This is a genomic window from Nocardia sp. bgisy134 (genome assembly GCF_057708325.1).
In genome coordinates this window covers 1-11,425 of the sequence record NZ_JBYIRW010000043.1, presented here as the reverse complement: position 1 = coordinate 11,425, position 11,425 = coordinate 1, and the positions used below count along the sequence as shown (strand labels likewise).

The following is an 11,425-nucleotide window of genomic DNA, read 5'->3' as shown; positions in this document are numbered from 1 at the left end:
TTCGCGCCCATCCCGTAGGGCTCGGTCCACCCGGACCAGGTGAGCCGGTCGAGGAAGCCGGTGGCCGGGCCACCCAGCGAATCGGCCTTCCGCGTCGACCACTGAAAAGATATGGCAGACAACAGGATAACGAGCAGGCCGTCGTTGACGACTATCCGGTCAGGAAAGGATCTAGCTCATGTGGATCGGCAAGGGAAAGAGACATGCTATGGGAGTGGTTCCGATGGCGGCTGCCGTGGCGTTGGCCGTCGGCCTTGTCGCCGGCTGTGGTCACAGTGACAAAGCGCCCGGGACGACCCAGGCTGACAAGCCGGCGTCGGCGACCACGGCCGCGTCGGCGCCCGGCCAGTCCTCGACACAGTCGACCAGCGTGCCATCGACGCCGGTGATGCCCGCAGGCACACCGACGGCCGAGATCACGACACCACACGATGGAGGGAACAGCTCCCAACCGGCCCCGCCGCCCGCGAATCCGCCGCAGGGCACCGGCACCGTGGTGATACGCACCCACACCCTCAACGGCGCCCCAGTGCCGAACGTGCCGGTCGAACTGAGCCTGCGGCAGCCGTGCGACCCTGCGATCAAAGACATTCCGACCCCCTCCACCGAGGCGCTGCGCCGCGACGCGGTCACCGACGCGAACGGAACGGCCACCTTCACCGTGCCGGCCGGCTGCTACCGCTTCGGCATGGGCACCCCGCCGCCCGGCGCGACGCCGGTCCCGGAAGGACTGCACACCCTGTTCCTGGTCCACGCCGGACAAACCGTCACCGGCAAGCTCCGCTTCCAGGATTCTGAACCGTCCGAGCCGTGTGCAGTCCAAACGGTCCTGCGCGAACTCGACATACGATTCGACCATCTCCGCAGCGCGAAGGCCACGGTCAGTCAATGTGACGGTAAGTGGGCACACATCGTCTGGGACTCACCCGGCGACAGCGCGCGCATCATCCGCCGCACCGCCGGCGGCTGGACCAACTACGTCTTCTTCCCCCACGACATCTGCTGGGGCCCGGCCAGCGCGGACGGCGTCCCCGTCCGTTTCAAGGAATACTTCACTTGCTGACGAGCACGGGACCAGGTCACCACCGCGCGCTGACCGGGCATTCCGACTCGTACCGGACGGAAGTCCGGATCGTCTCGCACCTCCACCCACTCGAAGCGGAACCACCCCAGTCCACACCCTGTCAGGCCCACACAGGTCATCGACCACAACGGGAACGCACGCACATCGGCGTGCGCGGGCCGAGTTGTCATGTGCCCGAGGCCATGTAGGCGGCGAGGATGTAGTTCGGATGCCGGTCGAGGTTCTTACGCGCCCGGTTGTAGCGCATCGTGGTGCGAGGGTCGGCATGGCGGGCTGCGATCTGGACATCACGCAACCCGACACCGGCATCGAGCATGGTGCCGTAGTGCGCGGAAGACGTACTGGCCCAACTCGACGAGGAAGCAGCCCGGCGAACCGTCATCATCAGCCGCGGCATGCCGACAATCACCCAAACCGACACCTGCACAATAGCTCCCGAACAGTGACAGGGTTCCGAAAAGCTTGCATCCACCCAATAAGCAGGCACGACAATGCCGAGAGGACTTCTCTGCGACGGTCACAGAGATCGTTTCAAGACCGCTACTCGGCGCGACGCACATACAAGTGCTGGGTGACTCGTGCAACGAGAACGCCTGTGTTGGAGATGAATTCAGTGGTGCGTGTGGTGATCGACTTGCTGCCATCGTCGGTTGCGGCACGGATCTTCGCAGCCAGGACCGGCCTCGGTTCATGCCGAGTACCTGACTTCTTCCGGCCGCCGGAGGGCGAGGCAGGGCAGTCACCTGTCGAGTCGCTTTCGGTAGGCGCGCTGTTGGCACGCGCGTGAGCAGTAGAGGCGCGGTCTGCCGGAGATGGGTCGCTTGACCGGCTTCCCGCACATCAGGCATGTTTCATCACGAGTTTCGTCACGATTGCGGGCGATGAGCATCGCGATACCGTCGAGCACGCGCGCGAGCCCGAACTCGAACGGGGTCTCCGGCTCGTCGTAGCCGCCCGCCTCCCACAGGGCCGTGAGCGTCGGGTAGCGGTCGAGCCGCTGGTAGAGCGTGTCGCGAGCGCCCCACCATTCCTGTTCGCTCACCCCGCTCTGTCGTTCCTGTCGTGCGGTCTCCACCAACGTCTGGGCCTCGGCGTCGACGAACCGGCCGACCAGATTCACTGCGGCGATCACTTGCGCAGGAGGCAGGCCGGAGCCGGTGACCGCGCTCAGCATGCGTTCGTAGGAGGCGACGCCGTTGGGGCCGGGCAGGTGACGGCTGCCGCGCACCTCGGCCATCCAGGGGTGACGCGTGCGCAGCTCCCATTCGCTGCGGGCGCACGACTCCAGTCGCGCCCGCCAGCCGTCTTCGGTGCCGACCGAGGGGTGGGCTTCCTCGCGGACGGCATCGAGCATGAGGTCGACGAGCTGGTCGCGTCCGGGCACATGGCGGTAGAGCGACATCGTGGTGAAGCCGAGCCGTTCGGCGACCTTGCGCATCGACAGGCCCTCCAGGCCCTCGGCGTCGGCCAGTTCGATGGCGGCGCGCACTATCCTTCCCAGGCTCAGCCCCCGGCGCGGCTCCTGTTCGCGCTCCTGCCACAGCAACTCGACCCCGTGGTCGGGGTCCTCCGCTTTGTCGTCGATCATTGGCGCTCCTGTCGTCTATGGTGTTATATCTTGTGTACACCGTAAACGCAGAGAAGGGTTGCTGCATGTTGGAGTTCTATGTCGATCCGAATGGCGACGACTCCGGGCCGGGCACCGAGAGCCGGCCGTTCGCCACGCTCGGCCGGGTCGCGCAGGCCGCAGGAGACGCCACCGGCACAGTCGTCGCCCACCTCAGGGCGGGTCGGCACATCCTGCGCGAACCCCTCGAGGTCACCAAGGGGGACATAGTCTTTCAGGCTTACGGCTACGGGACCGCCGCGCAGGAGGAAGCCGTCGTCAGCGGCGGCCGACACATCACCGGCTGGCGTGTACGTGACGGGGTCTGGCTGGCCGATGTGGGCGAGCTGGACACTCGCCAGCTCTATGTCGACGGGCGCAGAGCCGAACGTGCCGCCATCGACACCCTCCCCGGCGCTGTGACCAGCACCGAAACGGGTTACGTCACGGACGTCACGCTCAATTGGCAGAGCCCGGCCGACATCGAGTTCGTCTACCGGGGCATTTACCCATGGACCGAGGCCCGCTGCGCGGTGGCCGACGCCGTCGTCAGCGAAGGCTCGACGACGATCGCCATGGCACAGCCTGCTTTCGCCCGCGCCCACGACCTGTACAACTTCGCCTGGGAAGGACAGACCTCGCACGGCCCCGGCTTGCCCACCAGGGTGGAGAACGACCCCGTCTTCCTCACCGAACCCGGCACATTCGTCCTGGACCGCTCGCGGCCTGGCCAGCACGTCCTGCACTACCTGCCACGCCCCGACGAAGAGCCTGAACGCACCCAGGTGATCGCCCCCGTTCTCGAGGTGTTGCTGCACGTCACGGACGCGACCGGAGTCGCTTTCCAGGGGCTGGTTTTCGCCGAGGCCACCTGGCTGCGCCCTCGCGCCGAAGGCTTCCTGCACTATCACGGCGGCGGCTACTACGAAGGCGGCCCGGTCGACACGGTCACCATCGTGGAGGGACAGATGTGGGTGACGGTCCCGCAGGAATCCGCCATGATTCCTGCCTGCGTTCGTGTCGACGACAGCACCGACGTCCGTATCGAGGACTGCCGGTTCACCAGGTTGGGCGCCACCGGGCTCGGGCTCACCAACGGCACGAACCTCATCGTGCGCGGTTGCGACTTCGACACCCTCGCGGCTTCCGGTATCACGGCCACCGGCAGCCGGGACGTACTGATCGAGGACAACCGCGTCCACCAGATCGGTCTGGATTACTCCGGTTCTCCTGGCATTGCGATCAGCGATACCCTCGACTGCACCGTCACCCGCAACCAGGTCACCGACGTGCCGCACTGCGGCATCGTGGCCGGGCCCGCGCGCGGCACCCGCCTGTTGCGCAACCTCGTCACGGACACCCTCACGACCTTGGCCGACGGCGGCGGCATCTACCTGTCCGGCCCCCAGGGCGACGGCCCCGGCAACGGCGCGCTCGTCCGCGGCAATGTCATCACAGACACCCGCACTCCATACAACTTCGGCCTCTACACCGACTACGGCGCCTCCTGGGTGACCATCGAGAACAACGTGGTCATGCGCGCCGACAACACCGCCGTCCTGCAAGTCGCGCCGCCGCTGGAGAACGTCGTCTACCGGGACAACTTTTGGGACGCCGATCCACAAGGCAGCGACGACGTGCCGGCGGGCGTTATCTACGAGGGCAACACCACGATCGCCGAACCACACCACCTGGATAACGTCACCCGCGCCATCCAAGCGCAGGCGGGCCTCGTTCGCCCCCGCTGACTAAGTACGCCGTCCACCGTGTGTGGGTGGCGAAGGCCCTCGATATATCTCGCCGTTGGCGATCCTCGTCTGCGCTGTCGTCTGGTTCTGCATCCTGAAGCCGAAGACGAACCGTATGTTGGTCACGTTGCTCGCGTCGCCGTGATCGCGCGCCATCGCCTGTTCCGCACCCACATGGGCTACGGTCGGCGCAACACCGCCAAGCTGAGTCCGCTCCAGCGGGCCCGCGGCATCACCGCGGCCTGGGAGATCCGACGAGGACGCGGACCGGATCGTCGACGAGGGCGTGCCGATCGTCGGCTGCGTCAAAGGGGGTGGTCGAACCGGACGTGATCGACTGGCCGCACGCCGTCGTCGAACTCGCCCGGTAGTGTCGTCGGATTCGACTGCGACCCCGGCCGTTACGGGTATCCCGCGCTACCGACGGGCGCGATCATCGATGTCGGCCAGGGCAACCTGTGGAACCTGGCCACCGGCGCGGCCACCAGCGCCGGGTCGGCCGGACAGGGGACCCGAGTCCGGTGACCGGGCCCGAGTCGAAGGTCGCGTTCAACCGGCCTGGCTACACCTAGCGCACCAGCCTGCGGGTCGGATCGCCGACACCCGAGGCCGCCGTCGGCTGGAGGAGTCGAGCATGACCATGAAACAGGATTCGCAGTTCTTCGCCCCCGAGCAGCGCCGCACCGCGTGGGAGCGGTTCGGCAAGGACCATTTCGACGTGGTGGTGGTCGGGGGCGGCGTGGTGGGCGCCGGGATTGCGTTGGACGCGGCCACCCGGGGCCTACGGGTCGCGCTGGTCGAGGCCCGCGATCTCGGGTCCGGCACTTCGAGCCGTTCGTCGAAGCTGCGCTGCATCTCGACGATATCCTGGCCCGCCGGACCCGGATCTCCATCGAATACTCGCACCGCGGCGTCAACTGCGCCGAGCAGGTGGCCCATCTGATCGCGCCGGTGCTCGGCTGGGACGACGCCGAAATCGACCGGGAGATCACGACATACCGGGCCAGGGTCGACGCGGAGATCCGCTCGCAGACACAGCCCGATGACGCCTCCGCCGATGCCCTGCGCATCGCCGCCCCCGAACCACGGCCCGAAATCCTGGAGCCGGTCCCGCTGGACAGCTGAATCAGGACTGTCCGAGTACGGGCGGCGGTAGCGCGATCGTGGCCAGCGCGCCACCGCCCGCCGCGGGCTCCATTGTCACAGTGCCGCCGTGCAATTCGGCGATCCACGCCACCAGAGCCAGCCCGATGCCGCTGCCGCGACCGCCGGTCACCCCGCGCTGGAACGGATTGCTCGCCACCTGCGGGTTCAGCCCGGGGCCGTGGTCGCGCACGCTGACCCGCCCCTCGGTCACATACACCTCGACGGGTGCGCCGCGGTTCATCGCGCCGTGTGTGACGGCGTTCTCGAGCAGATTGCGCACCGCGAGGCTCAGCAGGCCGGGATCCCCCACGACTACCGAGGGCTGGGTCCGCGCGACGATGCCCGCATTCGGGAACTCCTCGATCACCGCCTCGGTGAGCTGGTCGAGCAGCAACTGCACCCGCTCCATCTTGGTGACGCCCGCCTGCATCCGTGCCCGCGCGAGCAGTCCCGCCACGATCCGCTCCATCCGGGAACCGAGGGCCCGCGCGTCGTCCAGCGCGCGCTCCACCTCGTGCGGGTTGCGCCTGCGCGGCGCGGTGACCAATCCGAGCGTGGTCAGTGGGGTGCGTAGTTCGTGGGCGGCGTCGCCGAGGAAGCGTTCCTGTTCCTCGAGCATGACGGTGACCTGGCGCATGCTGCGCCCGGAGAGCCAGTGCGCGGCCATGCCCGACAGGATGACAAGGGTGAGCCCGCCCACCACCAGTCCCCACAGTAGCAGCGCGCGTTCCCGGTCGAAGACACCCGGATTGGCGCCCGCGATGACGACCGCCTCGATCGGGGAGTCGTCCCAGATCATGTGCTGGGCGACCAATCGCACCGGCCTGCCCTGGCTGTCGATGCCGTCGCGGAAGATGGTGTCTGTGGCCACGGTGGCGTCGTCGACCACGCCTTGGACGATCTCCTCCTTCGGCAGCCAGGAGCGCAGGTGCGAATAGCGTTCCTGCCACTGGCCCGCGCCGTCGTTGGACAGCACCAGCACCGCGGTCTCGCCATTGGCGAGGTCGTAGTTCTCGACCTGGCTGATATCGAAGGTGTCGTCCTCGAGCAGGCCGATACTGCGGTTGACGCCGGTGGCCACCCGGTCGATCGCGTCGTCCATGGCCTTGTCCCGCGAGCGGGCATCGATGGTGGTGGCCACCAACCCGAGGATGATCAGGCAGGTCGCGGTGACGGCGGTGATCAGCGTGGTCAGCTGCCATCGGGTGCGGCGCAGCCGCCGGACGGCGGGGCGCGCGTCGGAGGTGGCGATCACGGTACGAATGGTTCACCTCCGATCATGAAGCCCGCGCCGCGCACCGTCTCGATCACCGGCGGTGCGCCGAGCTTGCGGCGCAATTGCGCGATCACCGCGTCGACCACGTTCGACGCGGGTTCGGCCATCTCGTCCCAGCAGCATTCGATCAGCTCCGAGCGGGTCACCACGCTGCCCGCGCGGGTGGCGAGCAGTTCGAGGACCGCGAACTCCTTGGGGGTCAGCGATCGCAGAATGCCCGCCCGCTGTACACGGCGGCGGGGTAGATCGATATCGATATCGCCGAGTCGCAGGCGCGCCGGAGCCGGATGCTCGCGGCGTCGGCACAGGGCACGCACCCTGGCCGTCAGTTCGGGCAGCGCGAACGGCTTGACCAGATAGTCGTCGGCGCCATTCTCGAAGCCTGCGATGCGGTCGGCCAGACCGTCGCGCGCGGTGAGCATCAGCACCGGGACCCGGTGGCCCGCGGCGCGGTGCGCGGCGACCAGGTGTAGGCCGTCGCCGTCGGGCAGGCCGCGGTCGATCACCAGACAGTCATAGGTGTTGACGGAGATCTTGAAATCGGCGTCGGCGAGATGACCGGCGAGGTCGACCGCGAAGCCTGCGTAGCGCAGGCCCGCCGCCACTTCGACGCCGAGCCTCTCATCGTCCTCTACGACCAAAACCCGCACGAGATCAGACAATAGGGCACTTCACAAATCGTTCGCCGCCGGAGTTCGGGTGGCCCGACCCCTCCGGGCCACCCGCTCACCGAACTGGTCGGCTCAGTAGGTGTACAGGTCCCAGCCGTTGGCGACCTCGACGCACTCCCATTGGGTGCCACCGGTCTTCGGCGAATTGCCGTCCGCGGCACAGGCCTCGTAGGTGGCGTAGTTACCGATGAACGGGGTGTGCAGCGGGGCGGGCGCGGCGGCGGCGACACCGGCGCCGGCGGCCACGGCGCCGAGGGTGAGTGTGGCGGCGGCGATCGCGGACTTGATCTTCATGGGATGGATTCCTTTCCCGCGCGGCATCTCCGCGCTGGGGACAGAAAACCAAGCCCTCCGTGAGATTTTCATGATGTGCCGATGACCGAGCTTCTGCTCCAGCCTGAAATGCAGCGCAGCCGTGCTGGTGGAGCAACTGCTACGTCGCCTATCGAGGGGAAGTGCTGAACCCGGAACCTCAGGACTTCCAGCAACTTCGGCGGATCACCCGGAATTTTCGCCGCGGCGGATGAGGTGTCGTTCACGAAACTTCCGTCGGGAGGGCCCGTTCTCTTCGTCGAACCGACCCTGTTCCAGCGCCGTGCTGCGCGCGGACTGTACCACCGAGGCCTCGATCGCCGCCCTGGTCCACGGCATCTGACACCGACCGCCGGGTGCGCTGGACGGCGCGTACCTCAGCGGCGCGAACCTCAGCCAGGCGATCTTCGCCAACACGACCCTCAGGCCGCGCGAACCTCCCTGGCGCGGACCTCAACGGCGCCGACTTGACCGGCGCGGACTTGACCGGCACGAACCTCAGCGGCGCGAATTTCTCGCCGCGAACCTGGAAGCGCGCGAGCGGTTGTCCGTGCGCGTCCACGACCTCGATGGTCAGCGGGAGCGCTCGCCCTTCGACCGCCCGGAGCACGGGCTGACCGACGCGATCAAATGAACTCCTCCGGTGTGAGCGAGAAACCTCCGCACATGCGGCAACGGCAGCCCGAGCGACCGGGCGATCGCACTGAACGACTCACCAGCCCGCCACCGGCGCCACACCTCGTCCTGACGAGCAGCGGACATCCCGTAATCCCGCACCCAAACCTCCACGCCGACATGATCATCCACGCGGTGATGGCGGTGATCCCTCGGGCCCGAGCCGCGACGCAACATCCGCTTGTAATCGTCCGGCGGTGCCATCTGCACGCGCAGCTCATGTTCGTCGAGCTATTCCAGACCCAGGACCTGGCGGCCGCCGTAGTAGTCCTCGATGAGCGACTTGATCGCGCCTGTCTCCAGGTCCAGCAGGAGTAACTCGCCTTCGAAGAAATAGCCGCCGTTGTAGCGACCCGAGCCGACGGCAAGAACAGGAAGGCTGGGATGGAAAGCCATGGCGTGCACGGGGAAACGCGCACCGAGCAACGCGCGGCATACTCGGACACTCACAGGTCCGAGGTCGGCCGAGCCGGGCATCTGTCGATAACCGTGTCGGCCGCCATGGCAACCCCACTGCAACAGAAATGGGCCGCCGACAGATGGCGGTATGCGGCTACATGAGCGGACGTTGGCCTACCCCCGGCTACTGAGCCGGGTCCGTGGCGGCATCTCTTTTTCGGTCGAGGTTGTCACCAACGCGGGTCAGTAGGTGCTTCAACGTGTCGATCTCCGCGGCGGTGAAGCCCGCTACGGCCCGGCGGTCGAGAGCGGCCAGGCGGTCGTGTGCATCGGTCAATCGCGTGTCGGTTGCGGAGGTCAACGCGATCGTCTGGCTGCGCGCGTCACGGGGGTTGGGTGTGCGACGAACGAGCCCGTCGCGGTCCATACGGGCGAGCAACTGTGCCATGGACGGTTGCTCCATACCGGTGGCCTCCGCGAGCTCCTTCTGGGTGAGTTCCTCGCCGTCGTGCAGTAGCGCGATCACCGGCACCTGGGCGTAGCGCAGGCCGAGTGGTTTGAGTGCGATGTCGCCGTCGCGAGCGAATGCGCGGGATGCTCGATTGATCAGCTGAGCCAGGCTGGGTGTGGTTCGCGAGGTCATAACATCCTTTACATAGGAACCTATCCAATGGTACATAGGATCCTATGAACTCTAACTCTTCGGTATCCGAGGTCCAAGTGGTCATCGCCGGTGCCGGTCCGACCGGCCTCATGCTGGCCGCCGAACTGCGCCTCGCCGGCGTCGATGTCGTCGTGGTGGAGCGGCGCGCGGCCGGTACCGTCGGTGAGTCACGCGCACCGGGCATCAACGCCCGCAGCCTCGAGATACTCACCCAGCGCGGGCTCGGCGAGGAATTCGTCAGCCGCGGCAAGGTCTTGCCGGGCGTGCTGTTCTCCGGAATCCCCATGGCCCCACGGGATCTCGATCCCGGCTGGCCATCGGCCCTGATCCTGCCGCAACACCACACCGAGCGGATCCTCGCTGCCCGTGCCGTCGAGCTCGGGGCCCGATTCGCATGGGCCACCGCTGTCGTGGATCTGCGTCAAGACGATGACGGGGTCGAGGTGTTCGTCGAAGGGCCGTCCGGTCCGGCCACGATCTGCGCCGACTATCTCGTCGGCTGTGACGGCGGCCATAGTGCGGTCCGGCGGATCTGCGACATCCCGTTCCCCGGCGACGAGCCCGTGTCCTGGTGGGTGGTCGGCGATGTGCGGCTGGACTCCCCGCCCGACGGCAACGGAGTCTTCGGGCGCAACGAACGGATCGGCACTTACCAGATCTCGCGAGCCGAACCGGGATGGTTCCGCCTGAGCCTGATGCGGGCCACCCCTCCGGCCGACCGCACCGCGCCGGTCACCCTCGACGAACTGCGCGAGGTCATGCGCGACGGCCTGGGCACCGATTACGGCCTGAGCCAGGCGCGGTGGTTATCACGATTCTCTGACGGATTCCGCCAGATCACCGACTACCGCCATAGGCGCGTCTTCCTGGCCGGAGATGCCGGACACATCCATTCGCCGATCGGTGGACAGGGCCTGAACCTCGGAATCCAGGACGCGGTGAACCTGGGCTGGAAACTGGCCGCCGTGCTCGACGGCCCCGCACCCGACACACTGCTGGACACCTACAACCAAGAGCGGCACCCGGTCGCGGCCACCGTGCTGCAACTGACCAAGGCGCAAACGGCGCTGATCAAACCCGGCGCGCAGAATGACGCATTGCGCGCGGTGGTGGCCGACATGCTCGCGGTGCCCGAGACCTGCCTGCGGCTCAGCGGGATCCTCAGCGGACTGAGCCTGCGCTACCCGCTCGGCGACACTCACCCGCTCGTCGGGCGACGCATGCCCAACCTGACTCTGTCCACCGATCAGGGCACCACCGAGGTGTTCGATCTGCTGCGCCAGGCACGACCGCTGCTGATCAACTTCGATACCGATGGATTGACGGGCACCCCGGCAGGGTGGGCGGACCGTGTGGCATACATCGAGGCGCGGCGCGACCGCGCACTCTCGGCCAGTAAATGGAACCTGCCCGTTTTCGGTGAGGTCCCTGCGTGTGGTGCGGTATTTGTCAGGCCGGACGGCTATGTCGCCTGGGTCAACCCTGCCACTACCCCCATCGCCCGCGAAGCGCTGACCGCCGCCCTCGACCGGTGGCTGGGCGCGCCCACCGCGCGCTGAACCGGCTCGCTCCTACGCCATGGTTCGGATAGTCCTCGATTCGGCTCCTCAGCGTGCGCTGGGCCAGGGTGCTGACGGTGTGCCAGATATCCGCAACTGGCCGCCCATGGGGAATCGCAGCTGGCCGTACGCGCGGAATCTCCAGTGGCCGCCGACGGTGTCAGCGGCGTTCGCGGGGGCGGTGTGGTTGTCGGTCATGGCTTTTCGTCTCCCTGGTCATTCGTGGCGCGTGTGCCGAGGGTGCCGGGGGGGGGGGAGGGGGGCACCCCCCAAAAAGGGGGTGTC

At 67.3% G+C, this 11,425-nt stretch carries 11 protein-coding genes and 2 pseudogenes; 6 read left to right on the top strand and 7 right to left on the bottom strand.

Features of this window, described 5'->3' with window-relative positions:
- The first annotated feature begins 178 nt into the window (after window positions 1-178).
- Window positions 179-1,063 carry a hypothetical protein gene (locus tag AC3ERS_RS36430; RefSeq protein WP_431972707.1) on the top strand — a complete coding sequence of 295 codons (885 nt, stop codon included), beginning with the start codon at window positions 179-181 and terminating at the stop codon, window positions 1,061-1,063.
- Window positions 1,064-1,250: 187 nt separating this feature from the next.
- Here the strand turns inward: AC3ERS_RS36430 and AC3ERS_RS36425 are convergent, their stop codons facing one another.
- Window positions 1,251-1,481 carry a hypothetical protein gene (locus AC3ERS_RS36425; protein ID WP_488186882.1) on the bottom strand — a complete coding sequence of 77 codons (231 nt, stop codon included), beginning with the start codon at window positions 1,479-1,481 and terminating at the stop codon, window positions 1,251-1,253.
- Between the two features lie 342 nt (window positions 1,482-1,823).
- Window positions 1,824-2,672 (bottom strand): TetR/AcrR family transcriptional regulator, encoded by an 849-nt coding sequence (locus AC3ERS_RS36420; RefSeq protein ID WP_431972705.1) that lies wholly within the window; start codon window positions 2,670-2,672, stop codon window positions 1,824-1,826.
- Window positions 2,673-2,737: 65 nt separating this feature from the next.
- Here AC3ERS_RS36420 and AC3ERS_RS36415 point away from each other — a divergent pair, with 65 nt between their 5' ends.
- From AC3ERS_RS36415 to AC3ERS_RS36405, 3 genes and pseudogenes are all read left to right on the top strand, one after another.
- Window positions 2,738-4,438 carry a right-handed parallel beta-helix repeat-containing protein gene (locus AC3ERS_RS36415; protein ID WP_431972704.1) on the top strand — a complete coding sequence of 567 codons (1,701 nt, stop codon included), beginning with the start codon at window positions 2,738-2,740 and terminating at the stop codon, window positions 4,436-4,438.
- A 634-nt stretch (window positions 4,439-5,072) separates the two neighbouring features.
- A pseudogene (locus tag AC3ERS_RS36410) lies at window positions 5,073-5,285 on the top strand (FAD-dependent oxidoreductase); the annotation flags it as partial.
- A pseudogene (locus AC3ERS_RS36405) lies at window positions 5,279-5,563 on the top strand (glycerol-3-phosphate dehydrogenase C-terminal domain-containing protein); the annotation flags it as partial. The pseudogenes AC3ERS_RS36410 and AC3ERS_RS36405, both read left to right, overlap by 7 nt.
- A gap of 1 nt (window position 5,564) precedes the next feature.
- Here the strand turns inward: AC3ERS_RS36405 and AC3ERS_RS36400 are convergent.
- The 3 genes from AC3ERS_RS36400 to AC3ERS_RS36390 all read right to left on the bottom strand — a co-directional run bounded on the left by AC3ERS_RS36400 (window position 5,565) and on the right by AC3ERS_RS36390 (window position 7,825).
- On the bottom strand, window positions 5,565-6,839 hold the full coding sequence (locus tag AC3ERS_RS36400) for a sensor histidine kinase (RefSeq protein ID WP_431972703.1): 1,275 nt from the start codon (window positions 6,837-6,839) through the stop codon (window positions 5,565-5,567).
- Window positions 6,836-7,510, bottom strand: coding sequence for a winged helix-turn-helix domain-containing protein (locus AC3ERS_RS36395; protein WP_431972702.1), 675 nt, complete (start codon window positions 7,508-7,510; stop codon window positions 6,836-6,838). The genes AC3ERS_RS36400 and AC3ERS_RS36395 overlap by 4 nt, the downstream gene beginning before the upstream one ends.
- A gap of 93 nt (window positions 7,511-7,603) precedes the next feature.
- On the bottom strand, window positions 7,604-7,825 hold the full coding sequence (locus AC3ERS_RS36390) for a hypothetical protein (protein ID WP_067833685.1): 222 nt from the start codon (window positions 7,823-7,825) through the stop codon (window positions 7,604-7,606).
- Window positions 7,826-8,199: 374 nt separating this feature from the next.
- Here AC3ERS_RS36390 and AC3ERS_RS36385 point away from each other — a divergent pair, with 374 nt between their 5' ends.
- On the top strand, window positions 8,200-8,460 hold the full coding sequence (locus AC3ERS_RS36385; RefSeq protein WP_431972701.1) for a pentapeptide repeat-containing protein: 261 nt from the start codon (window positions 8,200-8,202) through the stop codon (window positions 8,458-8,460).
- A gap of 289 nt (window positions 8,461-8,749) precedes the next feature.
- Here AC3ERS_RS36385 and AC3ERS_RS36380 read toward each other — a convergent pair whose 3' ends face one another.
- On the bottom strand, window positions 8,750-8,968 hold the full coding sequence (locus AC3ERS_RS36380) for a hypothetical protein (RefSeq protein WP_431972700.1): 219 nt from the start codon (window positions 8,966-8,968) through the stop codon (window positions 8,750-8,752).
- Window positions 8,969-9,101: 133 nt separating this feature from the next.
- A complete protein-coding gene (locus tag AC3ERS_RS36375) occupies window positions 9,102-9,560 on the bottom strand; it encodes a MarR family winged helix-turn-helix transcriptional regulator (protein WP_431972699.1) in 459 nt (152 codons plus the stop codon).
- A 44-nt stretch (window positions 9,561-9,604) separates the two neighbouring features.
- On the opposite strand from AC3ERS_RS36375, the gene AC3ERS_RS36370 reads away from it, so the two are divergent.
- Complete coding sequence (locus tag AC3ERS_RS36370; protein WP_431972698.1) at window positions 9,605-11,140, top strand: FAD-dependent monooxygenase; 1,536 nt, start codon at window positions 9,605-9,607, stop codon at window positions 11,138-11,140.
- Window positions 11,141-11,425: the final 285 nt, after the last annotated feature.